Annotated in this window: 26 protein-coding genes; 20 read left to right on the top strand and 6 right to left on the bottom strand. The window is 70.5% G+C overall.

Translation table 11 applies throughout. The features are described from left to right. Positions 1–71: 71 nt before the first annotated feature. Positions 72–644 (bottom strand): response regulator, encoded by a 573-nt coding sequence (locus tag ACVJO7_RS33145; protein WP_491676230.1) that lies wholly within the window; start codon positions 642–644, stop codon positions 72–74. 267 nt (positions 645–911) lie between these two features. Here ACVJO7_RS33145 and rpe point away from each other — a divergent pair, with 267 nt between their 5' ends. Both rpe and tkt read left to right on the top strand, forming a co-directional pair. After that, positions 912–1,598, top strand: coding sequence for a ribulose-phosphate 3-epimerase (gene rpe, locus ACVJO7_RS33140; RefSeq protein ID WP_491676229.1), 687 nt, complete (start codon positions 912–914; stop codon positions 1,596–1,598). Beyond that, entirely contained in the window at positions 1,595–3,643 is a 2,049-nt protein-coding gene (tkt, locus tag ACVJO7_RS33135) for a transketolase (protein ID WP_491676228.1), read from the top strand. Before rpe ends, tkt begins: the two co-directional genes overlap by 4 nt. A gap of 4 nt (positions 3,644–3,647) precedes the next feature. Here tkt and ACVJO7_RS33130 read toward each other — a convergent pair whose 3' ends face one another. Both ACVJO7_RS33130 and ACVJO7_RS33125 read right to left on the bottom strand, forming a co-directional pair. Then, a complete protein-coding gene (locus ACVJO7_RS33130; RefSeq protein ID WP_491676227.1) occupies positions 3,648–3,890 on the bottom strand; it encodes a hypothetical protein in 243 nt (80 codons plus the stop codon). Between the two features lie 463 nt (positions 3,891–4,353). Continuing rightward, complete coding sequence (locus tag ACVJO7_RS33125; RefSeq protein ID WP_491676226.1) at positions 4,354–4,554, bottom strand: hypothetical protein; 201 nt, start codon at positions 4,552–4,554, stop codon at positions 4,354–4,356. Positions 4,555–4,855: 301 nt separating this feature from the next. Here ACVJO7_RS33125 and ACVJO7_RS33120 point away from each other — a divergent pair, with 301 nt between their 5' ends. Beyond that, the gene (locus ACVJO7_RS33120) at positions 4,856–5,839 is read left to right on the top strand and encodes a class I fructose-bisphosphate aldolase (RefSeq protein WP_491676225.1); all 984 of its coding nucleotides are present in this window, start codon (positions 4,856–4,858) and stop codon (positions 5,837–5,839) included. 131 nt (positions 5,840–5,970) lie between these two features. On the opposite strand, the gene hypB is transcribed toward ACVJO7_RS33120, so the two are convergent. The 3 genes from hypB to ACVJO7_RS33105 all read right to left on the bottom strand — a co-directional run bounded on the left by hypB (position 5,971) and on the right by ACVJO7_RS33105 (position 8,293). Next, on the bottom strand, positions 5,971–6,807 hold the full coding sequence (gene hypB / locus ACVJO7_RS33115; RefSeq protein ID WP_491676224.1) for a hydrogenase nickel incorporation protein HypB: 837 nt from the start codon (positions 6,805–6,807) through the stop codon (positions 5,971–5,973). Beyond that, positions 6,804–7,142, bottom strand: coding sequence for a hydrogenase maturation nickel metallochaperone HypA (locus tag ACVJO7_RS33110; RefSeq protein ID WP_491676223.1), 339 nt, complete (start codon positions 7,140–7,142; stop codon positions 6,804–6,806). Before ACVJO7_RS33110 ends, hypB begins: the two co-directional genes overlap by 4 nt. 80 nt (positions 7,143–7,222) lie before the next feature. Next, positions 7,223–8,293 carry an AraC family transcriptional regulator gene (locus tag ACVJO7_RS33105; protein WP_491676222.1) on the bottom strand — a complete coding sequence of 357 codons (1,071 nt, stop codon included), beginning with the start codon at positions 8,291–8,293 and terminating at the stop codon, positions 7,223–7,225. Between the two features lie 219 nt (positions 8,294–8,512). On the opposite strand from ACVJO7_RS33105, the gene ACVJO7_RS33100 reads away from it, so the two are divergent. The 17 genes from ACVJO7_RS33100 (at position 8,513) to ACVJO7_RS33020 (ending at position 24,830) form a co-directional block, all read left to right on the top strand. Continuing rightward, the gene (locus ACVJO7_RS33100) at positions 8,513–8,998 is read left to right on the top strand and encodes a DUF1641 domain-containing protein (RefSeq protein ID WP_491676221.1); all 486 of its coding nucleotides are present in this window, start codon (positions 8,513–8,515) and stop codon (positions 8,996–8,998) included. A gap of 85 nt (positions 8,999–9,083) precedes the next feature. Further along, entirely contained in the window at positions 9,084–10,055 is a 972-nt protein-coding gene (locus ACVJO7_RS33095; RefSeq protein ID WP_491676220.1) for an NADH-quinone oxidoreductase subunit B family protein, read from the top strand. A gap of 54 nt (positions 10,056–10,109) precedes the next feature. After that, positions 10,110–11,717, top strand: a complete 1,608-nt coding sequence (locus tag ACVJO7_RS33090) for a nickel-dependent hydrogenase large subunit (RefSeq protein ID WP_491676219.1) — start codon at positions 10,110–10,112, stop codon at positions 11,715–11,717. A 56-nt stretch (positions 11,718–11,773) separates the two neighbouring features. After that, a complete protein-coding gene (locus ACVJO7_RS33085) occupies positions 11,774–12,583 on the top strand; it encodes a hydrogenase maturation protease (protein ID WP_491676218.1) in 810 nt (269 codons plus the stop codon). After that, positions 12,580–12,807, top strand: a complete 228-nt coding sequence (locus ACVJO7_RS33080; RefSeq protein WP_491676217.1) for a hypothetical protein — start codon at positions 12,580–12,582, stop codon at positions 12,805–12,807. The genes ACVJO7_RS33085 and ACVJO7_RS33080 overlap by 4 nt, the downstream gene beginning before the upstream one ends. A gap of 235 nt (positions 12,808–13,042) precedes the next feature. Then, positions 13,043–14,122, top strand: a complete 1,080-nt coding sequence (locus ACVJO7_RS33075) for a hypothetical protein (RefSeq protein WP_491676216.1) — start codon at positions 13,043–13,045, stop codon at positions 14,120–14,122. Continuing rightward, entirely contained in the window at positions 14,119–15,066 is a 948-nt protein-coding gene (locus ACVJO7_RS33070) for a NifU family protein (RefSeq protein WP_491676215.1), read from the top strand. Before ACVJO7_RS33075 ends, ACVJO7_RS33070 begins: the two co-directional genes overlap by 4 nt. Before the next feature lie 176 nt (positions 15,067–15,242). Continuing rightward, complete coding sequence (locus ACVJO7_RS33065; protein ID WP_491676214.1) at positions 15,243–16,283, top strand: NHL repeat-containing protein; 1,041 nt, start codon at positions 15,243–15,245, stop codon at positions 16,281–16,283. After that, complete coding sequence (gene hypF / locus ACVJO7_RS33060) at positions 16,280–18,763, top strand: carbamoyltransferase HypF (protein ID WP_491676213.1); 2,484 nt, start codon at positions 16,280–16,282, stop codon at positions 18,761–18,763. The genes ACVJO7_RS33065 and hypF overlap by 4 nt, the downstream gene beginning before the upstream one ends. Positions 18,764–18,765: 2 nt before the next feature. Next, complete coding sequence (locus ACVJO7_RS33055) at positions 18,766–19,095, top strand: HypC/HybG/HupF family hydrogenase formation chaperone (RefSeq protein WP_491676212.1); 330 nt, start codon at positions 18,766–18,768, stop codon at positions 19,093–19,095. After that, a complete protein-coding gene (locus ACVJO7_RS33050; protein ID WP_491676211.1) occupies positions 19,092–19,838 on the top strand; it encodes a HypC/HybG/HupF family hydrogenase formation chaperone in 747 nt (248 codons plus the stop codon). The genes ACVJO7_RS33055 and ACVJO7_RS33050 overlap by 4 nt, the downstream gene beginning before the upstream one ends. Next, entirely contained in the window at positions 19,835–20,500 is a 666-nt protein-coding gene (locus tag ACVJO7_RS33045) for a D-sedoheptulose-7-phosphate isomerase (protein ID WP_491676210.1), read from the top strand. The genes ACVJO7_RS33050 and ACVJO7_RS33045 overlap by 4 nt, the downstream gene beginning before the upstream one ends. Next, positions 20,497–21,690 (top strand): hydrogenase expression/formation protein HypE, encoded by a 1,194-nt coding sequence (hypE, locus tag ACVJO7_RS33040; protein WP_491676209.1) that lies wholly within the window; start codon positions 20,497–20,499, stop codon positions 21,688–21,690. Before ACVJO7_RS33045 ends, hypE begins: the two co-directional genes overlap by 4 nt. Before the next feature lie 26 nt (positions 21,691–21,716). Beyond that, complete coding sequence (locus tag ACVJO7_RS33035; protein WP_491676208.1) at positions 21,717–21,989, top strand: HypC/HybG/HupF family hydrogenase formation chaperone; 273 nt, start codon at positions 21,717–21,719, stop codon at positions 21,987–21,989. A 42-nt stretch (positions 21,990–22,031) separates the two neighbouring features. After that, positions 22,032–23,177 carry a hydrogenase formation protein HypD gene (gene hypD / locus ACVJO7_RS33030; protein ID WP_491676207.1) on the top strand — a complete coding sequence of 382 codons (1,146 nt, stop codon included), beginning with the start codon at positions 22,032–22,034 and terminating at the stop codon, positions 23,175–23,177. Positions 23,178–23,202: 25 nt separating this feature from the next. Continuing rightward, positions 23,203–23,988, top strand: a complete 786-nt coding sequence (locus ACVJO7_RS33025; RefSeq protein WP_491676206.1) for a DUF6390 family protein — start codon at positions 23,203–23,205, stop codon at positions 23,986–23,988. Then, on the top strand, positions 23,985–24,830 hold the full coding sequence (locus ACVJO7_RS33020; protein ID WP_491676205.1) for a hypothetical protein: 846 nt from the start codon (positions 23,985–23,987) through the stop codon (positions 24,828–24,830). The genes ACVJO7_RS33025 and ACVJO7_RS33020 overlap by 4 nt, the downstream gene beginning before the upstream one ends. Positions 24,831–25,168: the final 338 nt, after the last annotated feature.

Here is a 25,168-nt window from a genome sequence, read left to right as displayed (position 1 = left end):
TCGGGTTCCGCAACCTGACCAACTACATCGCCCGAAGCCTGCTCGAGACCGGCGGCTTCAGACCCCAACTCCTACACCCCCGATTGGGATGAGCCAGCAATCGCCCGGTTGGACAACCCCGTGACCATGAACGACACGATCTCGCTCTCCCGCTGCGTGAGGCCCTGCCGTGCACCGGGCCAGTACTCGTCCCGCTCCAGACGCGCCGCGGTGTCCACCGCCCGCGCTGCCATACCCGGGTCGATCACGATGTCGCCGGTGTGCGCCGCCCGCTCGATCCCCTTCACCAGCTCCTCCCCGTTGATCTTCTTCAGCAGATAGCCAGCCGCGCCGACCCGCATCGCCTGGAACAGGTACTGCTCGTCCTCGTAGACGGAGAGTAGGATGATCTTGATTTCGGCCGTGTGCTCCTGCACTGCTCTGCACAGATCCAGTCCGCTGGAACCCTGCATACGCACGTCGCACAGTACGACGTCGGGTCCGAGTCCGAGGATCACCGGCATCGCGGTGTCCAGCCCGACCGCCTGGCCGACCACCCGGGCCCGACTGCGAAACCCCGCGAGCATCGCCCTGAGGCCCTCGATCACCATCTCGTGATCGTCGACGAGCACGACCCGGACGGGCCCACGTTCGGTAGCAACCATCGGTCAAGAGTAGGGCGCTAGAGGCATACCCAGCAGCCATCCGCTCCGACGTCGCTCACGGACGGGGCTCGCCCGGCGGCATCCGCATGCGTGCGGTCCTCGACCTGAGGGCGCCACAACGAGGGTTCGCCTGCGGATCGCCCTGGCCCCACACCCTGGGCATACCGGGGATGCATCCTTTGTGGTCCCCCGCGCGCCCACCGAGGTGGGGGATGAGCGCGCTCGGGCGGGGTCCTAGCGTCGGCGTCCGGACACGAGGGGTGCGTGATGACGAACAATCGGACACCGTTGATCGTCGCGTCGGTTCTTCCGGCCGACTTCAGTGATCTCGGCAACGAGGTCGCCCGGATCGAGGAGGCCGGTGCCGACCGGATCCAGTGGGATGTCATGGACGGGCGTTTCGTCCCCAACATGACTTTCGGCCCGGACGTGGTGGCGGCGTGCCGGAATCGGGCCGGGTTCGGGTTCGAGGCACACCTGATGGTCGAGGAGCCGGACCGGCTGCTCCCGCGGTGGATCGAGGCGGGCTGCGAGACCGTGATCGTCCACGCCGAGGCCACGACCCATTTGCACCGCACCCTCGCCCGGATCCGCGAACTCGGAGCCCGGGCCGGGGTGGCGCTGAACCCGGCGACTCCGGTCGAAGCCGTCGAGCACGTGCTCGACGTGACCGACCTGCTGCTCGTGATGACGGTCGACCCGGGTTTCGGTGGTCAGGCCTACCTGCCGATCACGGAGGCAAAGATCGGCCTGGCCCGGGCGCTGATCGACCGGAGCCGGGCCGACGTGGAGCTCGAGGTGGACGGGGGAATCACGGTCACCACGATCGCCGGCGCAGCACGTGCCGGTGCCCGTTCGTTCTGTGCCGGGTCCAGCCTGCTGCACGGGCCGGGGTCGATCGCCCGGCGGGTGGCGGCGCTGCGCGCGGCGGCGACCGGGGAGGCGGCGGCGTGAGCGCCGCCGGACCGGTGATCGGCGGCCACGACGAGGGAGCCCAGCCCGCGCGCGAGGTCGACGACATTGCCGCGGACACGCTCCGGTTCCTCGCGGTCGACGCGATCGAGGAGGCCGGCAGTGGGCACCCGGGTCTGCCCCTGGGGGCTGCCGTACCGGCGTGGGTCCTGTGGTCGCGACATCTGCGGCATGATCCGACCGACCCCGGCTGGCCAGACCGGGACCGCTTCGTCCTATCCGCGGGGCACGGTTCGATGCTGCTCTACGCGCTGCTGCACGTGACCGGTTACGACCTCGACGTCGCGGACCTGCGCCGGTTTCGCCAGCTGGGATCGCGCACCCCGGGCCATCCAGAGTACGGCGTCACCCCCGGGATCGAGACCACCACAGGGCCGCTGGGTCAGGGCATGGCCACCGCGGTCGGGATGGCACTGGCCGAGCGAATGCTCGCACAGCGGTGCAACACACCGGAGCACCTGGTGGTGGACCACCGGACCTGGGCCCTGGTAGGGGACGGCTGTCTGATGGAGGGAGTCAGTCACGAGGCGGCCTCCCTGGCCGGGCGGCTCGGCCTGGACCGGTTGACCGTCCTGTTCGACGACAACGACGTCACAATCGACGGGCCCGCTCGGCGCAGCTGCGCCGACGACGTCGAGATGCGGTTCCGGTCCTACGGCTGGCATACGCTGCGAGTCGAGGACGGCGCCGACGCCGAGGAGCTCGACCACGCCTATGCCGCGGCCCGGGTGGAGACCGACCGGCCGACGTTCATCGCGGTCCGGACGACGATCGGTCAGGGAGCGCCCGGGGTCGAGGGCACGTCGGCGGCGCACGGCAGCCCGATCGGCCCGGAGGCCGCGGAGGCGATGCGGGCGCGGACGGGGTGGCCGGCCACTCCGTTCCACGTACCGGACGAGGTCCTCGTGACGGTCCGAGAGCGGCAGGAGTGCTGGGCGGCGTCGCGCCGGGAGTGGGACGCCGTGCACGACTCCTGGCGCTCCGCGCACCCGGACCGGGCGGCGTCGTTCCCGCTGCGCGGCGTGCCGGCGCCAACCGATCCGGCCCCGCTGCGGGCGCTCGCGGACCGGGCAGCCCCAGGGGGCCGGGTCGCCACCCGCCGGGCTTCGGCCCGCGCCCTCCAAGCGGTTGCGGCGACCTGCCCTGGCCTGGTCGGCGGGTCCGCGGACCTGGCCTCGTCGACCGGGACGGCGCTCCCCGGCGGCGACGTCGGCGCCGGTTCGTTCGCCGGGCGCACTGTGGCATTCGGGGTCCGTGAGCACGGGATGGCGGCGGCGCTCAACGGGATCGCCCTGCACGGCGGCCTGCGCCCGTTCGGCAGCACGTTCCTGGTGTTCGCCGACTACCTGCGCCCCGCACTGCGGCTGTCCGCGCTGATGGGCCTGCCGGTCGTGTATGTGTTCACCCACGACTCGGTCCACGTCGGCGAGGACGGGCCAACCCACCAGCCGATCGAGCAGCTCGAGTCGCTGCGGTTGATTCCCGGCCTCACCGTGCTGCGACCGGCCGACACCGCCGAGACAGCACTGGCCTGGGAGATCGCCGCGTCCGCGACGGATCGGCCGACGGCTCTCGTGCTGAGCAGACAGGACCTGCCGGAACTCGGCAGCGAGGGCTTGGAGCAGGCGCGCGAGCACGGTTTCCGTCGGTTCGGACCGGATCCCGCCCAGGCGGACGTCGTGCTCGCGGCCAGCGGGTCCGAGGTCGGCCTGGTGGAGAAGGCCGCTGAGCTGCTCCGCGCCCGCGGCGCAGCGGCCACGGTGCTGTCCGTGCCGTGGCGGGAGCAGTTCCACCGGGCGCTGCGCACGGGGGCCGTGCCGGCGCCGGAGGTACCAGTCGTGTGGGTAGAGGCTGGGGTCGGTACCGGTTGGCGGGCAATCGCGCGGCCGGGGGACGTCGTGCTCGGCATCGACAGGTTCGGCCACAGCGGAGCGGGCGGCGACGTCGCCGCCCACATGGGACTGTCGGCCCGTGCCGTGGCGGCGTCGGCGTTTCGTGCGATCGGTCGCGACCCCGCCGGGCACTGACCCGCTACTTGCCGGGGTGGTTGTTCCCGGCGAGCAGCCAGCCCTCGAGGTCGTTCGGGCGGGCCGCGGCCGTCAGGGCGACCACTGCGGCGTCGTTGAGACCCGCGTCGCGCAGCGCCCCGGCGGTGGCGACCGTCACGTCGTCGGCCGACGCGATATTGTGCGCCCCGCGTCCGGGCACGGTCGGCGCGACGACGAACGCCACCCGCGCCGGGCCGACTCCGCGGTGCGCAAGGACATCGAGCACGGTTGCGACGGAATCCCGCAGCCCAGCCCTGGCGGCCTCGATTCCGGACGGGACAATACTCGGGTTCGCAGCTCCAGCACCGCCGGGAGACCGGCGCACCGGCAGCCGTCGGCGAAGTATGCGGCGAGCCGGGCGGCGGGGGGTGATCGACGTCGCCCGGGCCGATGCCGAGATCGGCGTCCAGCCCGCGAGTCGCACACCGGCCGTGGCCGTCCGGTTCAGCAGGCGCGCGAGGTACGCCGCCGCGTCGCCGGGCACGGCCGGGGATGTCCCGGCCGTCCAGGACAACGCCGAGTGCCGGGCACCGCTGCGATCCCGGTAGACGGCGATGGCCGCGGCAAGATCCCCAGGGGCGACCAGCACGCCGCGGAGATGGCACAGCAGCTCGACGGAGCCGTGCGACGAAGCGGAATACCGACGGAGCAAGAGCAGACACCGCCCCCGGTCGAGCAGGTCGGCGACCTCAGCCGTCGCCGGCCTCCCCCGCCCGGTAGTCGCGATCGACGAGCTCGTATCCGGCCTGGTCGAGGAACCGTCGGCGATGGTGGCGCCAGTAGCGGGTCGGTCCGATCCTCGCCATCGCTTCGGCGTACTCAAGGTACTCGGCCTCGTCCTGGTCGGCGCAGAATCGGGTGCGCGCACGCTCGACCTCCTCAGCCGACATGAACGCCGTCATGCCCTGCCGCCGCGACGCGCTGGACTCCCGTCGGTCCGTGGTGTCATGTCGTCCTCCTCGTGGCATGACACCAGAGGCCACGATCCTGGGCGCCCCCGACCCGGGGGACACCCCGGGTGAGGTGTGTTCCGGATCACTTTGGGCATAGGGGATGTGCAGGGACCCCGGGTCCCCGGGATCACCCGCTTCCTCCTCCACCTCGGGGAGCCGCCCCGGCTCGTCTCGGACCTAGCATCCAACGGTCCCAGGCCGGGGGCACAGCTCTGGCCAACCGCCCGAGGAGGAATCGATGCAGCCGACCGCGCAGAACGCGTTGCGGACGACGGCGAGTGCACTCGTCGAACACGCGAGGGGCATCGTCTCGCTCGACGCCGGGCCGGACGAGGCGGCGGGCCGGGACCTCGAGTTCGAGCACCTGGTCGCGACGACCCCCGGTTTGGATGAGTACGTCAACGGTCTCGTCCTGCCCGCAGTGTCGCTCCACCAGCGGGTCGAGGACGGGCGCTCGTTCCCCAGGCTGCTCGACGACGTCGGTGTTTTTTTGGGTGTTCGGGCCGACACGGGGAGCGCGGATCTGCCGGGCTCGCCCGGCGAGGTCGTCATGGCGGGGTCGGACGGTCTGGTCGAGCGGATGGCCGGGCATGCCCGGGCCGGGGTCCGGTTCGTCACCTGTCGGGCCTGGACCTCCGTCGGCGACCGAACTCCGTCGGTATGGGCGGTACGTTCCAACGCGCACCTGCTCGCCCGGTACGCCCGGGCAGCGCAGGACGCTGGGATCGTCCCGGTCCTGCACTGCAGCCTCTCCCGGGACGGCGACCACACGGCCAGCCAGGCCGCCGCAGCCCTCGCGACAACGCTGACGCGCCTCATGCGCGAGCTCGACGACGCCGGGGTGGACCTGCGAGCCCTGGTCCTGAGTCCGGGCACTGCCGCACCCGGGCGGTCATGCCGGCAGCGGATCGATCCGGGCGATGTCGCGCGGCTGACGCTGGATGTTCTACAGCTCCTTGTGCCCGCCGCCGTCGCGGGCGTTGCTGTGCACACCGGGACCCGAGACCGGGACACCGCCGTGTCCGTCCTGGCTGCACTCCAGGATCCGGCGGCGGCGTGGCCACTGACCTTCTGCTTCGGGCGGAGCCTGACCGATCCAGCCGCCCGGGCGTGGCGGGGACACACCTGGCTGACCTACCGCGCGCAGGCCGAGCTGGTCGGCGGCATCGAACGAGCATGTGCTGTCCTGCGTCCCACGCGTCCGCCGTTACGGATCGCATGACACGCGGGCATGTGTCCTACTCCAGCTCCGGTAGCTGAGACGATGCTCCACAGACCTGACCAGCAGTAACGCCGCACTGGTCAGGTTGGTTCTCGAACAGGCTCCCGTTGCGGAGACCCGGACCGTGATTGTCATCCGGCGGCGGCTGGCTCGTGGGTTCGGGCCGCCTGCAACCACGCGCACAGCTCGTCGACGCCCTGGCCGGTGCGCGCGCTTGTCTCCAGCACGGTCACTTCGGGGTTGACCGCCCGCAGATTCTGGTTGAACGCGGTGAGGTTGAAGTCCAGATGCGGAAGCAGATCGATCTTGTTGATCAGTACCAGGTCCACCGACCGGAACATCACCGGGTACTTCAGCGGCTTCTCCTCGCCCTCGGTGATGGCATAGACCATCACGCGGTGATGCTCGCCGACCGCGAATTCTGCCGGGCAGACGAGGTTGCCCACGTTCTCGACCAGCAGGAGCCCGAGGTCGTCCAGGGGGAGCCGGGCGAGCGCGGAGCGAACCATGGGGGCATCGAGGTGACACTCCCCGCCGAAGCCGTTGGCTGTGTTCAGCAGACTGATCACCGCGCCGAAGCCCTCGAGACGGTCAGCGTCGATGCTGGTCTCGATGTCGCCCTCCACGACACCAATGCGCACCGTGCCCTGCAGCCGGCCGAGGACTCGACGCAACAGCTCGGTCTTGCCGGCGCCCGGCGAGGACATCAGGTTGACGGCCGTCACGCCGGCGGCGTCGAAGTCGGCCCGGTTCTGTGCCGCGGTCCGATCGTTCTCGTCGAAGATCCGTTCCAACACCTCGACGCGTTCGGTGCCGGTGGCGTATCCGGTGTGGTCGCCGTGCTGGTCGGAACTCGCCTCGGCGTCGGGACCGTCGCTGTGGTGGTCGTGGTCTGCTGATTCGCCATCGTGCCCGTGCCCGTGCCCGTGCCCGTCGTCGTGCCGGTGAAATCGCCCCATGACGTTCATGCCTCCGCAAGATCGAGAGTGGTGATCAGGAACTCCTCGCCGGCGACGATCTCGATGTCGCGCCCGCCGCAGGAGGCGCAGACCAGAGCCGCGTCGGTCAGGGTCTGGTGGTGGTCGCAACCGCGACAGCGAACCTCCGCAGGCACGGCTTCGACGTTCAACTGGGTGTCCGCGAGCGCAGTCTCTGCGTTCACCAGTGTCCAGCAGTACAGCAGCGTGTCCGGCACGATCTGTCGCAGGGCCCCGACTCGGAGGTGGACGGCCCGGACCTCCCGCCCGTCAGCGTGCCGGGCCACGACGTCGACGATGGAGCGGCAGATCGAGAGCTCGTGCACATAGCCTCCTCGGTCGAGTTGGCGACCCTACTCGCCGCACTGACACAGGGTTCGGTGAGTACGCTGGACCGTCACGCAGGTCAGCGGCGCAGCGTCTCCGACGGCGATTCCCCCCACCGCTTGCGGTACGACACGGCGAAGGTACTGAGGTGATGGAACCCCCACCGCTCGGCCACGTCGGTGACCGTCACTCCGTCGCAGGGCAGGCCGTCGGCAAGGTCGGCCCGAGCACGCTCTAGCCTGCGATCGCGCAAGTAGAGCATGGGAGTGGTCCCCAGCTCCTCGCGGAAGCCCTGCTGGACGGCCCGGATGCTCATGTGCACGTTCTTCGCGATGTCGGCCATGGTCACCCGGTCGGCCAGGTGGGCTTCGATGTACTCCAGTGCATCGCGTACCACCCGCTTGCCCACCCGCTCCACGGGCGCCACCAGGTGCGCGTGGTGGGTGGACGGCTGCAGCAGTAGCAGCGTGCTCATCAACAGCTCCTCGACCGAGCCGATGCCGTGGCCGCGCTGTACCAGCGAATCCTCGTAGAAGATCTCCGTGTGCAGCATCTGGATCGCGCCCGTCCAGCGCATCGCTGCCTCGGTGGTGACGTCCATTTCGGGCTCGAACACGATCGGGTGCGACGGGGTAGCCCCGAGCAGCCGGGTGAGGTGGCGGGTCAACGCCTCCTGCTCAATCCGCAGCACCAGAATCGGAGAGTCGTAGGCGAACTGCATGGTCATCGCCATCCCTGGGCTGGTGACCACGGCTCGGATCGGGTTGCATTCGATCGTGCCACCGTCGTGGGTGCACAGGACCCGACCGTTCGTGGGCATGTGCACCGCGAAGTAGGGGCCCACGGAGCGCACGTCGAAGTCGGCGGCGACGCCGAGGTCGAGGTGCAGCAGGCTCACGTCGCGTAGCCGTACCCCGTGCAGGCACGCGGCGAACCGTTGCGAGTCGACCTCGCCCAGTGTGAGCCGCCCGGGCGACAGCGCACGGCCGATCAGGTCGGCGGCCTCCGGGACGTCCTCGGTATAGAAGATCTCGTGCTCGGCCAGGGCGGGCGGGATGCCGCGGGACCGCACTCGCCGCCGTACCGGATACCCGGTATGGCGGATGTCGATGAAACCCCTCTTGGCCAGGCGGGACCGGTCACCGGGCATGTGGGGCCGTGAATCGCGCCGACATAGTTCAGACCTTTCGTCCCGAGAAGCGAACCGCGGACCTCCTGCGCGCCCGCGCCAGTAGATCTGCGCATCCGCGACAGACGGTGCGTTCAAGCGATAGGCGCGTTGCGCATGACCTGCTTAGCCTGTGCGCCAGGTCACGGTCAACACCGGCCGCGGCGACGCGCATCCCGGTTCCAGGAGGCCCATGTGGCTGTGAACGGTCAGGTCCTCACGCAGTCCGAGGCCGAGGCGTTACGGGCGCGGTTGGAGGAACCGCAGACTGCCTCGGCCCTCAACACGCTGCTCGACCACGCCGACCTGCTCGCCGTCATGGTGACCACGCTGGACGGGTTCATCGGGCGAAGCGATGCGATCGTCGAGACGCTGGCGGACGCCGTCACCGAACTCCGCACCAGCGTAAGCAACGCGGAGTTGCCCTCGGTGGACATCAAGGCGGTCGTGGACTCCGCGGTCGCTGCGGCACCGACAGCCAAGACGGTGCTCGATCGGCTCGCCGACCCACGCACTGTAGAGGTCGTTGCCCAGCTTTCGACGGCTGTGCAGGAGGCCGGGCAGAGCCGTGCCGCTGCGCCGAACGGCGTTCTGGCCCTGCTCCGCGCGCTGAAGGATCCCGACGTGACCCGCGCGCTCGGTTTCCTGCTTGAGGTCGCGAAGGCATTCGGGAGGCAGCGCGGCTGACGCGCCCGGAGCGCCCGACACCCGAATCAGCGCCACCACCACCACCGCGACCCGCGCAGCGGGGAGCTACCCGAGAGGAGTCCCCATGGCGTCCGTGCTGTGGTTCCAAGGCGGAGCCTGCAGTGGCAACACCATGTCCTTCCTGAATGCCGACGAGCCCAACGTCGTCGATCTGATCGTCGACTTCGGACTGGATCTGATCTGGCATCCCTCGCTCGGCCTCGAGCTCGGTGACAACGCCCAGAAGCTGTTCAAGGACTGCGCCGACGGCACCAAGCCGCTCGACATCTTCGTGTTCGAGGGAACCGTGATCGAGGGGCCCAACGGCACCGGTCGGATGGACATGTTCGCCGACCGGCCGATGAAGGACTGGGTTACCGAGCTGGCCGCACAGGCCCAGATCGTGGTCGCGATCGGGGACTGTGCCTGTTGGGGCGGCATTCCGGCGACGGCGCCGAACCCGTCGGATTCGACCGGCCTGCAGTTCCACAAGCGTGACAGGGGGGGATTCCTCGGCCCGGACTTCCGGTCCCGGATGGGCCTGCCGGTGATCAACATTCCCGGCTGCCCCGCGCACCCCGACTGGATCACCCAGATCCTGGTGGCGCTGGCCACCGGCCGTGCCGGTGACATCGCCCTCGACGAGCTGCACCGGCCGGAGACGTTCTTCAAGTCCTTCACTCAGACCGGCTGTACCCGGGTGCAGTTCTTCGAGTACAAGCAGTCCACGACCTCGTTCGGTGAAGGCACCCGTACCGGCTGTCTGTTCTACGAGTTCGGCTGCCGTGGCCCGATGACCCATTCGCCCTGCAACCGCATCCTGTGGAACCGGCAGTCCTCGAAGACCCGCGCCGGGATGCCTTGCATGGGCTGCACCGAACCGGAGTACCCGTTCTTCGACCTGGCCCCCGGAACGGTGTTCAAGACCCAGAAGGTGAGCGGCGCGATCCCGAAGGAAGTTCCGGAAGGAAACGACCATCTCACTTACATGGCGCACGCCGCCGCGGCCCGGATCGCCGCTCCGCAATGGTCCAAGGAAGACATGTTCGTGGTCTGAGCCCGGATCGTCCGGTCAGCCACCTCCTGTAGCCGGTCTCCGAGAGGACCCACCATGACCGCACTTGACCTGTTCGTGAGCCCGTTGGGCCGCGTCGAGGGCGACCTCGACGTCCGAGTGACCATCGAGGACGATGTTGTCACTTCGGCGTGGACCGAGGCTGCGATGTTCCGCGGCTTCGAGATGATCCTGCGGGGCAAGGACCCGCAGGCCGGGCTCGTCGTCTGTCCCCGCATCTGTGGGATCTGCGGCGGGAGCCATCTCTACAAGAGCGCCTACGCGCTCGACGTCGCATGGAAGACCCACGTTCCGCCGAACGCAACGCTGATCCGCAACATCTGTCAGGCTGCGGAGACGCTGCAGTCGATCCCGCGCTACTTCTACGCGCTGTTCGCCATCGATCTGACCAACAAGAATTACGCGAAGTCGCCGATGTACGCCGAGGCGGTCCGCCGCTTCGCCCCCTACGTCGGAACCTCCTACCAACCCGGCGTGGTGCTCTCCGGCAAGCCGGTGGAGGCCTACGCGATCTTCGGTGGGCAGTGGCCGCACTCGTCGTTCATGGTGCCGGGCGGCGTGATGTGCGCCCCCACGCTGTCCGACGTGACTCGCGCCATCGCCATCCTCGAGCATTGGAAGGACGAGTGGCTGGAGAAACAGTGGCTCGGCTGCTCGGTGGAGCGTTGGCTGGAGGTCAAGAGTTGGGAGGACATGCTCGAGTGGGTGGACGAGAACGAGTCGCAGCACGACAGCGACTGCGGGTTCTTCATCCGCTACTGTCTCGACGTCGGTCTGGACAAGTACGGCCGAGGGGTCGGTAACTACCTCGCCACCGGTACGTACTTCGACCCGTCGCTCTACGGCAACCCCACGATCGACGGCCGCAACGACGCCTTGATCGGCCGTTCCGGCGTCTATGCCGACGGCCAGTGGGAGGCCTTCGACCAGGCCCGGGTCACCGAGAGTGTGGCGCACTCGTTCTACGAGGGCACGGAGTCCCGGCACCCGTTCGACGGCGAGACCATCCCGGTCGACCCGGAGGCCGGCCGTAAGGACGGCAAGTACAGCTGGTCCAAGTCCCCGCGCTACGACGTGGGGGGCAAGGGTTTCGTCCCGCTCGAGGCCGGTCCGCTCGCCCGGCGGATGGTGGCAGGCGGCCCGGACGCGCTGCCGCACCAGGACGCGGACCCGCTCTTCCGGGACCTGGTGAACAAGATCGGGCCGAGCGTGTTCGTCCGGCAGATGGCGCGGATGCACGAGGCGCCGAAGTACTACAAGTGGGCGCGCCAGTGGCTCGACGAGATCGACCTGCACGAGAGCTTCTACACCAAGCCCGTCGAGCATGCCGCGGGCAAGGGCTTCGGAGCCACTGAGGCCGCCCGCGGATCGCTGGCGGACTGGATCGTGATCGAGGACGACAAGATCCAGAACTACCAGGTGATCACTCCGACGGCGTGGAACATCGGTCCACGTGACAACTCGGACGTGCTGGGCCCGATGGAACAGGCATTGGTCGGGTCGCCGATCCGGGATGTCGAGGATCCGGTGGAGCTCGGGCACGTTGCGCGCAGCTTCGACTCCTGCCTGGTGTGCACCGTGCATGCTTACGACGGTAAGTCCGGTCGCGAACTGAGCAAGTTCGTGATCAATGGAATGGTGTGATGTCTACGGGCGAGCAGCGATCGACGCCCCCGGCGGAGGTTGGGCACGCCGGTCCGGTGGATACCGAGCCACCCGGATGCGAGGTGCTCGTGGTTGGGTGCGGGAATCTGCTGCGCGGCGACGACGGCGTGGGCCCGGTACTGGTGCGCCACCTCTGGGAGCGCGGTGTCCCAGACGGGGCCCGTCTGGTCGACGGTGGTACGGCCGGCATGGACGTGGCGTTCCAGATGCGGGGCGCCGACCAGGTCGTGATCATTGATGCGGCGGCCACCGGTTCGGCGCCGGGGACCCTGTTCCGGGTGCCCGGCGCAGAGCTGGAGGAACTGCCGCCGTTGCAGGGCCTGCACACGCACTCATTCCGGTGGGACCATGCGATCGCGTTCGCCCGGTGGGCCTTGGCCGAGAAGTGCCCGACCGACATCACTGTCTTCTTGGTCGAGGTCGCCGCGGTCGATCCCGGGATGGATCTATCCGAGCCGGTGCGGGCGGGAATGGAGGAGGTGATTGCGCTCGTGGAGCGCGACTATCTCGCCCCGCTGCGCCCGGCGGAGGACTCCGGGCCGGAGGGGCCGCAGGTCGAGTTCACCGCCGACGGCTATCTGCGTCTCGACGCCCGGCTGGCCGGCAAACGGTTCCCATCCGATGCCGCGGTGGCGGTGGTCCGCGACGAGCAGCTCTGGTTGCTGCCGCTGCGCGGGCCGCAGAGCGGTGGGTTGCTGCTCAAACAGCGCAACGTCGCGGGGGACCGCTCGGTATTGATCCGCGACGCGATGGCCGACGAGATCCCGGTGGGTACACGTGCTGCGGTCTGGGATTCCGAGCAGGGTGCGCTCCGCGTGCCGTTGGGTGAGTCGTGCCCGCCGTGACCGACGATCAGCCCTGCACGCCCGACACCTCCGGCGCCGAGAGCGTCGAGACGGTGGTGGTCCCGGAGAAGGGGCGCTGGGCGGTGGAGCTGATCGTGGTCTTTGCGGACGGGGTCGTTCGGCACCGGATCGACACCCACGCCACGAAGGCTCGGGCCGAGATCTCTGCAAAGTTGATCAAATCTGCTGCTGAACGCGATTTGCGAGGACCCCTCAATGGCTGACAGCTCGAGCATTCCCACCACCGTGCTGGCGCCGGCCTGGCCTGTCTCGGCCGCCGCTATGGAGCGGTCGGCGGAACCGCCGGCGCGTCGACCGCAGCCCGTGGGTGCGTTTCCGCTTCCGGCGGGTTACCTGCTGGTGCCGGCCGGGCAGGACACCGAGCCGGCGCGGCTGGAGCTCCTGGCCGGGCGAGTTCCGGAACCATGGCCGCATCGACTGAGGGCACACGAGCTGGCCATGGCCGAAGACCGGGACGGCGCACTGGAGGCGCTGAGCGGCGACGATGTGGTCACCCGATACAACCGTTTCGTCCTCGACCCGGACGCGCTGGGTGACGACGCCGTGGCCGGCCTGCGGTCCGAGCTCGGCGAGTTCGGGCCGTTGGTCGACGTCGTGTCGTTCGTGCTCGGACGCCGTGACGTCCCGCCAACGCCGGATCCCGGCGTCACCGGCGAGGTGGCGGCGCTCGTGCTCTCGGCACAGGCCGCGCACGCGGTGTCGGCCGGGGACCCGACGACAGCTGCGCGACTGCTCGAGGAGTCGGCCACCGCGGCTGAGCAGGTGCCGGCGCTGGCCGGGCTGATGCTCGGGGCGGCCGCCTCGGTCGGGCATGACGGCGGGACGCCCGCAGAACGGACGGTCGAGCGGCTGCAGCGCGCGCTGCGTGCCCTGGACGGAGCGGAGGGTCTGCGAGCCGGGCGCGCCGAGCTGCACCTGGCGCTCGGCGGGGCATGGCACACGAGGGCCCAGGCCGAGGAGCGTCCGGACCTGCTGGCAGAAGCGATCCCGCACTACCACTCCACGCTGCAGCTCGTGCTCTCCACCGAGATGCCCGAGCTGTGGGCCTCTGCGCACGCGGACCTGGCCGCTGCGTACCTGACGATGCCGATGATGGAGGCCTCCGACCAGCTGCGGCTGGGGGTGGCGGTGCAGTCGCTGCGCAACGCGCTGAAGGTCTTCACGCTGGAGACGCACCCGCAGCGCTGGGCCAGCACGCAGCTCAACCTCGCGAACTCGTTGGTCTACACGCCGTCCACGCACCAGGCCGACAACCTGGTCGAGGCAGTGGAGATCTACGACGCCGTGCTGGAGGTGCGTGACCGCGAGTCCGACCCGGTCGGCCGGGCCCGGGTGCTGGCCAACCAGGGCAATGTGCTCGCGCACCTGGGGATGTTCGCCCCGGCCAAGGCCGCACTCTACGAGGCCCGGTTCATCTTCGAGGAGTTCGGCGACCAGGAGTCGATGCGCGCCGTGCGCGGCGTGCTCGACGAGGTCGCCCGGCAGCAGACGCTGATCAAGAGCGAGGAGCAGGGATGACCACCACCACTCGCCCCGACAGCACAGTCACCGCCGGTGAGGCGGCGGCCCCCACGTCAGCCGACACCCCACCGGCCGCGGTGGGTCCGACGTTCGAGGCCCTCGCGGGCCGGGTCGATGCTGCGGTAGCGGCCGTGGCGGAGCTGGACGGCCCGGGCAAGGCCGCCGCCGAGGAGCTGCAGGCCGCGGTGGAGGCGGTGCACAAGGCCGGGCTGGTCACGATCGTGCGGGCACTCAAGGCCGACGAGGCAGCCCGCGCGGTGCTGTTCGAGCTCGTCGACGACCCGACGGTGCACCTGCTGCTGTCCCTCCACGAGATCATCCGGCCGGACCCGATGACCGAGGCCGGCCGGGTGCTGGTGTCTGTCCGTCCGCAGCTGCAGAGCCACGGCGGTGACGTGACCCTGGTGCGGATCGACGACGGCACCGCCTACGTCCGCCTGGAGGGCGCCTGCAACGGATGCTCGATGTCGTCAGTGACGCTGCGCAACCTCGTGGAGGAGGCGCTGGTGGCCGGCGTGCCGTCGGTGGCCGGTGTGGAGGTCCTGCCGAACGAGCCGTCGCCCACGTTGATCCCCCTGGACGCGCTGCGGGTCGGGCCCGACCCGGCCACCGAGGGATGGGTCAAGGCGGGTCCGGCCGCCGATCTGACGGAAGGAGCGGTGAGCTCGCTGAACCTCACCTCGGCATCGGGGACTACGGTCGAGCTCGTCGTGGTCAACGTCGAACAGCGGCTCACCGCCTACGTCAACGCGTGCGCCCACGAGGGCCTACCGCTGGACAACGCGATGCTCGACACCGCGAACGGCACACTGACCTGCCCCTGGCACGGGTTCTGCTTCGACGCGACGTCCGGGGAGTGCCTGAGCACTCCCGGAGCGCAGCTCGAGCAGCTGCCGCTGCGTGTCGACGACGGCGACGTCTGGATCCGGGTCGGTCCATGACGCGGTACTCGACCTACACCACGCGCCCCGGCGATGTGGCCCGGGAGCGAGGACGGGTCGCTGCGGGCACGGGAGCGGAAGGCGACCTGCGCGGTGGCTGGCGGCCACGCACCTGGCTCGGCGCGCCGGCGCCAGGCGGCCTCGTGCTGCCGTCGGCGAGCCCGACGATGTCCTGGATGTACTCGCCGCGCGGCGTGTACCTCGATGGCCGGGTGCTGGTGGCGGCCGACACCGGCAACCACCGGGTGCTGGTCTGGCACGGCGTCCCATACACCGACGAAGCACCCGCGGACGTGGTCCTCGGTCAGCCCGACGGCACCAGCGAGGGCCGGGCCGCGGGCGGGCGCGGCCCGGAACGCGGGATGAACCTGCCGTGCGGCGTGCTGGTGCACGACGGCCGGCTGATCGTGGCCGACGCCTGGCACCACCGGATCCTGGTGTGGGACGAGGTGCCGCGATGCAGCGACGTCGCCCCCGACCTGGTACTCGGCCAGCCCGACCTCGCGTCGGTCGATCCGAACCGCGGCGGCGACTGCTCGGCGGCCACGCTGTACTGGCCGTTCGGCGTCGCGGTCGTCGGCGGCCGGTTCTGGGTGGCCGACACCGGAAACCGACGGGTACTCGGCTGGAACGGTGGCCTGCCCAGCACCGACCGTCCAGCCGACATAGTGCTCGGCCAGCCCGACCCCACCCACCGCGAGGAGAACCGCGGCACCGGCGCTGGGCCAGACAGCTTCCGCTGGCCGCACGCGATTACCGGAACCGACGATCTGCTGCTGGTCGCCGACGCCGGCGATCACCGGCTGCTCGGCTGGCGCCCGCACCCCGACAAGGACGGCCCCGCCGACGTGCTGATCGGACAGGCCGACTACACCGCGGCGCAGGAGTGGCCCTACGGCCCACACAGCGGCGACCGCTTCCGATTCCCGTACGCCGCCAGCCTGACCGACGGCCACCTGGCGGTGGCCGACACGGCCAACAACCGGATCCTGCTCTGGGACTCGGTGCCGGTCGACGGCCGCGCCGCCGACCACGTGCTGGCCCAGCCGACGTTCGCCGCGAACGGGGAGAACCGCTGGTCGGCGGTCCGGCACGACACGCTGTGCTGGCCCTATGGACTCTCGCTGCACCACGACCCGGCGCGGGGCGAACGGCTCGCGGTCGCCGACTCCGGCAACAACCGCATCGTGATCTGGGAGCGGGAGGCCGAGACGTGAGCGGTGTGGCAACCCGGCGCCCGGACCCCGGCGCCGGTATCGACCGAACAGCCGCCGGTGACCGAACTGCGCCGGCCGGCACCGGGCTCCCGGCCGCGATCGTGCGGCGCCGGTTCACGATCACCGGCGTCGTGCAGGGCGTGGGTTTCCGGCCGTTCGTTCACCGGCTGTCCACCCAGCTGGGCCTGGTCGGGTACGTCGGCAACGACGCATCCGGGGTGTTCGTGGAGGCCCAGGGCCCCAGCACGACCCTGGACGAGTTCGCGGACAGGCTGCGCGCCGACGCCCCGCCGCTGGCCCGCGTCGACGCATTGAGATCGCGGGAGCTGCCACGCACGGCTGACACCGAATTCCGGATCGTGGCCAGCCGGGACGCCGCCGGGGCAGCCACCCCGATCCCGCCGGACATCGCCGTGTGCGACGACTGCCTGACCGAATTGTTCGACCCGGTTGACCGCCGCTACCGGCACCCGTTCGTCACGTGCACCAACTGCGGCCCCCGGTTCACGATCATCCGCGAGCTGCCCTACGACCGTCCCGGCACCACCATGGCCGGGTTCGAGATGTGTGACCGGTGCGCCGCGGAGTACCACGACCCGGCCGACCGGCGATTCCACGCCCAGCCCGTGGCCTGCCCGGACTGCGGTCCGACGCTGCGCATCGAGGACGCCCCGAACAGCGCCCCGGCCGGGTCCGACGCCGTACTGGCCGCCGCCCAGCAGGCACTCGCTGACGGGCAGGTGGTCGCGATCAAGGGGATCGGCGGGTTCCACCTGGCCTGCCGCGCCGACGACGAGGCCGCGGTAGCCGCGCTGCGTGCGCGCAAGTCCCGCGGCGGCAAGCCGTTCGCGGTACTGGTACGCGACCTCGATGTGGCCGCCCGGCTGGCCGAGATCGACGACGACGAGGCCGCCGTCCTCGCCTCACCGGCCCGCCCTGTCGTGCTGCTCCGCCGCCGTGGCTCGACCGGAATCACAGACGGGGTGGCGCCGGGTAGCCCGTGGCTCGGCCTCCTGCTGCCCTACGCCCCGGTGCAGCACCTGCTGCTCGCACCGGTACCCGGCTCGCCCGCGACCGTCCCCGACGTGATCGTGCTGACCAGCGCGAACCGCTCGGACGAACCGATCTGCTACACCGACGAGGACGCGGCCACCCGACTGCCGGCGCTGGCCGACGTCGTACTCACCCACGACCGGCCGATCCACGTGCCGTGTGACGACTCGGTGGTCCGTGTCGTGGACGGCCGCGAGCTGCCGATCCGCCGCTCCCGCGGGTACGCGCCGCTGCCGGTGGAGCTGGGCGTCGACGGGCCAGCGGTGCTGGCCGTGGGCGGCGAGCTGAAGAACACGTTCTGCCTGACCGACGGCCGGCGCGCCTATCTGTCGGCGCACATCGGCGACATGGGCACACTGGAGACGTTGCAGGCCCACGAGCGGTCGGTGCGGCAGCTGGCCGCCATCCGCGGCCGTCCGGAGCGCCTGGTAGCCGACCGGCACCCCGGCTACCTGACCCGCGGCTGGGCCGAGCGCCACGCGGGCGAGCGGCCGCTGGACCTCGTGCAGCACCACCACGCGCACGTGGCGTCGCTGCTGGCCGAGCACGGACGGCTAGGCGAGCCGATCGTCGGCGTGGCGTTCGACGGCACCGGCTACGGCGAGTCCGCCTGCGGTGAGGGTGCTGCGGTGTGGGGCGGGGAGATTCTTCGACTGGACCACCGCAGCCATCGCTTCGCCCGAGCCGGGCACCTGGCCGAGGTGCCGCTGCCCGGTGGCGACGCCGCAGTCCGCAACCCGCGCCGAATGGCGCTGTCGCACCTGTTCACCGCCGGGATCGCCTGGGACGACGACCTTCCGCCGGTGGCTGCCTGCGACGGGCCCGAGCTGCGGATGCTCGGGTCCCAACTGCGCTCGGGGACCGGGTGCGTGCCGTGCACCAGTATCGGGCGACTGTTCGACGCGGTCGCCTCGCTGCTCGGGGTGCGCCACGCCGTGGGCTACGAGGGCCAGGCGGCGATCGAGCTGGAGACACTCGCGGCTGGCGCCCCGACAGACGGCGCGGCCGGCCGGGCAACCGGCATGCGGCTGGAGGTGGGCGCCGACGGCGTCCTGGAACCCGCTCCGCTGCTGCGCGGCCTGGTCGCCGGGCTGCGCGCACGCGTGGACTCCGGCGTGCTGGCCGCCGCGTTCCACACCGCGGTCGCCGACGCCGTCGCACGGGTGGCGGTGCAGGTGGCCGGGCCGGTACGGCTGGCCGGGCTCACCGGTGGGGTGTTCCAGAACGTATTGCTCTCGTGCCTGTGCCGCCGCTCGCTCGAGGACGAGGGTTTCGAGGTACTGACCCATCGTCTCGTGCCGCCGAACGACGGCGGCCTGGCGCTCGGGCAGGCGGCTGTGTCAACGCTGCTCGCCCGGGAGACGGCAGAGGGACCCCGGTCGGCGGGAGCACGGGACGACGCACACGGCATCGGCGAGGAGGTCTGATCATGTGTCTGGGGATTCCGGGACGGATCGTCGAGATCTGGGACGAGCCCAGTGGGGCGCGAATGGCCCACGTCGAGTACCCGCTCGGGGAACCCACCGCCGGGGGCCCGCCGCCGGGTCGGTCGGACGCCGGTGTCCCGTCGGGCACCGAGCGGCGCAGGCTGTGCCTGGCATACCTGCCCGACCTGCAGGTCGGTGACTACACGATCGCGCACGCCGGTTTCGCGCTGACCAGGATCGATGAGGAGTCGGCCCGAGTGACGCTCGCGACGATGGCCAGCTACGGCGTGTTCGGCGACGGCGAGGTCGGTCCCGACCCGGTGTCGTCATGACCGGGGCGCTGCTGGCCGGGCCGACTGTCGTCGACGACGGGATCGGCGAGGACCTCTCGGCCGATCTGGCCGCCGCGTCGCTGGTGCTCGCCCGCCGGTTCGCGGCCGGGGCCACGCTGTGGTGCGTCGCGCCGAGCTGGGAGCCGCACGCACAGCACGTTGCCGTGGAGTTCGTGCACCCGGTGATCGTCGGGACCAAGGCGCTGCCGGCCGTCGCGCTGACCGGTCCCGACCCGGTGGCCGAGGTCAGGGTGTCGGTGCGCCCCGGCGATGTGGTGCTGGCGGTGGCCGGCGCCGACGACGCGGCGGTGGCATCGGTGATGTGCCGGGCACCGGCCTGGGGCGTCACGACGCTGTGGATCGGCAGCGGCACGCGGCCCGAGCCGGGCTCGTCCGACCACGTGTTGTGGCTCGACGATCCGGACCCGCGGCTACCGGCGACCGGCGGGTTTGTACTGCTCTACCACCTGCTGTGGGAGCTCACGCACGTCTGCTTCGAGCACCCCGGCCTGCTCACCGAGTCGGCCCAGGAGAGCACCGACGAGGTGTGTGTCACCTGCAGCGACGAGGGCCGCCTCGGCGAGGTGGTTGCTCCCGGCGCTGACGGGATGGCTCGGGTCCGCACCGCGGACGGCGTCGAGCAGGTGGCCACGACCCTCGTCGAGCCGGTGACGGCCGGAGATCTGCTGGTCGTGCACGCCGGGATGGCGATCAGCAGGGTCGACGAGGGGGAGCGAGCATGACCGAGTCCACCGGATTCCTCTACCCGTTCCTCGACGCCGAGGAGACCGACCGCGACTCGCTACTCACCGACCTGGCCGCGTCGGCCCGATCGAAGTCGCGGGAAAGCGCCGCGCTGCGGGCCTCGACACTTACCGCCTGCGCAGAGCTGGTGAGGACCACGGGAGCCGAGGTGGCTCGCCGGTTCGGCGCGGGCGGGCGGATGTTCACCTTCGGCAACGGCGGCAGCTCGACCGATGCCACCACGCTGGCCGACCTGTTCGCTCGGCCCCCGCTCGGCGCTCCGCTGCCGGCCTGGTCGCTGACCGCCGACCAGGCGATCCTCACCGCGCTCGGCAACGACGTGGGCTTCGACCTGGTATTCGCCCGCCAGCTGATCGCCCGCTCCGGTCCAGGCGACATCGCGGTGGCCCTGTCCACCAGCGGTAGCTCCCGCGACCTCACCGCAGCGCTGCGCGAGGCGCGTCGCAGAGACCTCTACACGGTCGGCTTCGCTGGCTACGAGGGCGGCGACTTCGCGGCCAGCGCCGACGTCGACGCCTGCTTCGTGGTGCGTTCGCAGAGTGTGCATCGCATACAGGAGTCCCAGGCGCTATTGGGCTATCAGCTGTGGGCGACGGTGCACGAGCGCCTCGCCGCGGCGAACGGAACGGAGACGCCATGACCAGATCGCTCAACGGGCCGCCGACGCAGCCCGGGACGGATCGACACGGGTCCGACCCGCACGGTGGGGGTTCACGCGAAGACTACCTGTCCTCGGGGCCGAGCTTCGCCGAGGGCGAGGTGATCGAGCGGATCGAGGCCTTCCGCCGCCGCCGCCCGCGACTGCGCGACGAGATCGTGACCCTCGCCCACGGTGCCGGGGGCAAGTCCTCGGCGGCGCTGGTGGACGCCGTGTTCGTCGAAGCCTTCCGCAATGACACGCTCGAGTCGCTCGGCGACGGCGCGGAGCTCGCGCTACCGGCCCAGGATGCAACGACGGTACAGCGACTGGCGTTCTCCACCGACTCGTTCGTCGTGCAGCCATTGCGCTTCCCGGGCGGCTCGATCGGGCACCTCGCGGTGCACGGCACGGTGAACGACCTGGCCATGTCCGGCGCGGTGCCGCAATGGATCTCAGCGGCGTTCGTGCTGGAGGAGGGATTCGGAATCGCCGAGCTCAAGGAAATCGTGGCCGACATGGCCGCGGCCGCCACGGCGGCCGGGGTGCAGATCGTCACCGGCGACACGAAGGTAGTGCCGAGAGGGGCCGCGGACGGCCTGTTCGTGACCACCGCCGGCGTCGGGACCATCCCTGAAGGTCGCGCGTTCGGTGCCGCGTCGGTGCGGCCGGGGGACCGGCTGGTGATGTCCGGGACGATGGGCGACCATGGGACGGCCGTGATGCTGGCCCGCGGCGACCTCGCGATCGAGGCCGACATCGAATCCGACACCGCCGCCGTCGGCCCGATGGTGGAGCTGCTGCTCGATGCCGCCCCGACGACCCGCTGGCTGCGCGACCCCACCCGCGGCGGAGTCGGCACCGTCTGCAACGAGCTGGCCCAGGCCACCGGCCTCGGGGTGGTTCTCGACGAGTCGCGGTTGCCGGTCAAGCCGACCGTGAACGGAGCCTGCGAGATGCTCGGCATCGACCCGCTCTACGTCGCGAATGAGGGCAAGTTCCTCGCCGTCGTCGCGCACGATGAGCTCGACGCCGGGCTGGCCGCACTGCAGGGGCACGCGTTGGGCGCGGACGCCGCGGTGATCGGCGAGATCACCGAGCAGCCGGCCTCCACCGTCGTGCTACGCACCGCGTTTGGCGGTACTCGGGTCGTCGACATGCTCGTCGGCGACCCGCTGCCCCGGATCTGCTGAACCGATACCGAGGAGAGGAGATCGCGATGTGTCTGGGAATCCCGGGCCGGATCGTCGACGTCACCGACGCCGCCAACTGCCTGGCCAAGGTGGACGTGAGCGGTGTGCAGCGCACGATCAGCGTGCGGCTGCTGGAGAATGACCCGCCCGAGCCCGACGATTGGGTGCTGGTGCACGTCGGCTTCGCCATGGCGAAGATCGACGAGAAGGAAGCGCTGCTCACCCTCGCCGCGGTGCAACAGTTGGGGGAGGCCTACACCGACGAGCTCGACGCATTCGACAAATCAATCATCGTCTGACCACGGCGTCAGAACCGATCTCGTTCGGGCAAGGAGAGACCATTGCGATTCGTCGACGAGTTCCGCGACCCCGCTGCCGCCCGCAGCCTGCTGGGCGCCATCGAGACGTTGGCCGGGTCGGGCCAGGGCACCGAAAGCTTCAAGTTCATGGAGATGTGCGGTGGGCACACGCACACCATCTACCGGCACGGCATCGAGCATCTGCTGCCCCCGAACGTGGAGATGGTGCACGGCCCGGGATGCCCGGTCTGCGTCATCCCGATGGGCCGGGTGGACGACGCGATGTGGCTGGCCGAGCAGCCCGACGTGATCTTCACCTGCTTCGGCGACATGATGCGGGTACCGGGCAGCAACGGGTCGCTGCTCGATGCGAAGGCCCGCGGCGCCGACGTTCGGTTCGTCTACTCGCCGCTGGACTCCCTGAAGCTGGCCGTGGACAACCCGGACAAGCAGGTGGTGTTCTTCGCGCTCGGGTTCGAGACCACCGCCCCGTCGACGGCGGTGACGCTCGTGCGGGCGCGCGAGCTGGGACTGCCCAACTTCAGTGTGTTCTGCAACCATGTGACGATCGTTCCGCCGCTCAAGGCGATCATGGACTCGCCGGACCTGCGGCTGAACGGCTTCCTCGGACCGGGACACGTCTCCACCGTGGTCGGGAACCGGCCCTACCGGTTCGTGCCGGAGTCCTACGGCCTGCCGATCGTGGTGGCCGGGTTCGAGCCGCTGGACATCCTTGCCTCGGTGGCGATGCTGCTCAAACAGATCCGTGAGGGCCGCTGCGAGGTAGAGAACCAATACTCACGGGTGGTGCATCCCGAGGGCAACCCGGCCGCGCTCGCGCTGATGGGCAAGGTGTTCGCGCTGCGCCCGCACTTCGAGTGGCGCGGGCTCGGCTTCATCTCGCAGAGCGCGCTCAAGCTCAACGAGGACTTCGCCGAATTCGACGCCGAGCTGCGCTACGACATGCCGGGCGTCCGGGTCGCCGACCCCAAAGCCTGCCAGTGCGGCGAGGTACTCAAGGGAGTACTCAAACCGTGGGAGTGCAAGGTGTTCGGCACCGCCTGCACCCCGGAGACGCCGATCGGCACCTGCATGGTTTCCCCGGAGGGAGCCTGTGCCGCCTATTACAACTTCGGCCGGATGCACCGTGACGCCGCGCACCTCGTCGGGCAGGCGGGCGCGCCGTGACCGGCCCGTCGTATGCGGGGCCGCCGTGACCGCCGAGGGGCAGACCGGCGCCGATGTCCGCGGCGTACAGATGTTCGCCCGCTACGCCTACGCACCCAACCGGCTGGGCTACTGCGGCCCGGCCGGGTCGGACACGCTGGCGGGTGGGGCAGTCGCCGACCGAGCCGGGCGCCTGGTCGACGTGCAGGCCGCCGCGCGCCGGTTCTCCGGGGTCTGGCCCTATCTGCAGGTACTCGCCCGGCTCACCGGATCCGACGACCCGCTGGAGTACCGACTGGTCGAGTCCTACTGGCTGGGCCGTGACCTGGGCATCGACCACGCCGCGTTCGGGTCTGAGCTGCTGGGCGTGATCGGCCCGCAGGCCGGACACTACTGGGCCCACCTGACCCCGGAGCTGCTGGCCGGAGCCACGTGCGACCACAGCTTCCACGTGTTCGGCGTATATCCGTGGACCCGCCTGCTCGGCAAGGGGATGGATGCCCAGCCACTGCACGTGCTGGACAGCTGCCGTATCCGGTGGGGGACTGTCGAGTCCCGCGCGGGCGACGAGATCGAGGTCCGGTCCCGGCGGCTGAGCTGGGACGGCCGCGAGCTGCGGCTGGCCGACGAGGCCGTAGAGCAGGTGCAAGTGTCGGTGGACGGGGTGAGCTTCCTGCCCGATGTCACCCCCGGCGACGAGGTGGCGCTGCACTGGGACTGGCTCACCGACCGTCTCACCCCGGACCAGGTCCGGGTGCTCGAACACAGCACCGAACGCGGGCTGGCCACCACGAACCGACGGCTCGCCGGCTTCGGAGGAGGCGCACCGTGAGGCCACGGATCGTGCAGACCGACGACGAGATCGGGTTCCACTGGGCCACCTCCACCGGGACGCCGATCTCGCTGCCCGACCTCCTGCTCATCGACGACGAACCGGACCGGTTGGTCGCAACCCACCTCGAAGCCGTCGACGACGTGCTGATCCTCGCCGCGGAACACCTGGGCGACGTCCTCGGGGGCGGTCGCGGCCCGGCGGTCGCCGAACGCGATCAGCTGTGCGAACTGCACCGCGCTATCGACCGACTCTGCTACGAGTACGCCGTGGCCTTAGAGCGCACTGGTCTGGTGGCCGAGGTGCGGGCCGGGCAGATCGTGGGCACGGCAGCCCTGTTCAGCGTCCGCGCCCGCCGGCCGCTGGGCATGCTCGGGCCGGCGCCGTTCGACGGCGAGCTGGACGACCCCTCGGTGGGAGTTGTGGGCGGGTTCGGCGAGATGCACCAGGTCGACCCGGCCCGACCATGGCTGGGTGGACGCTGGGTCCTGCGCAGTCAGGACGGACCACGCTACCCGCTCACATTGGCGATGCTGCTGTTCGACAGCTCCGGGGTGAACAAGGAGGCCTCGCTCGAAGAGCACCGCGCAGCACTGCGCTCGGTCCTTACCGGGGCACAGGCGGCCGACGCGCCGCCGGCCGCCGTGGCGTGTGCGCTGGACTGGTTGCTCTACGACTGGTTGATGGCTCACCGCGATGGTCCAGACAGCGCAGCCGTGGAGATCCCCAAGGGCCGCGAGCAGGACGCGGCGTTGATCGTCGAGGCGGTCGCGGCGTCGGCCGCCGCGCGCTCTGCCCTCGACCCGGGACTGCTCGCCGTGCCGTCGGGCCGGCCAAAGTGACCCCGTGTTCTCCGCCTGTACATGATGACCTATCCCGCGCTGTCGTCGCCCCTGAGCGTGCTGCTCGCTGGCTCGCCACACCGAGGCCTACCCCTTGGGGCCTATGGCGTTGTCAAGCGGCTTGAGGCGGCGCCGGACCTGGTGGAGGGTCTTGTCGCTGGACATGGCGAACAGCAGCGCGGCGGACGACGCCGACGCGCACCCGAAGCCGGCGCCGATCCCTGATCACCGTGATCTACCCGCGTCAGACCCGAATCCGCGAGTAGCGACGGGCCTGCCGGTGGGGAGATGACGATAGGTGCCCGCTGACCTGCGATGATCGTGTTTGCGAAGACATG

The organism is Pseudonocardia sp. DxW (assembly GCF_058448985.1).
The sequence above is the reverse complement of the archived record's forward strand: the minus strand, read 5'-3'. Positions and strand labels throughout refer to the sequence as shown.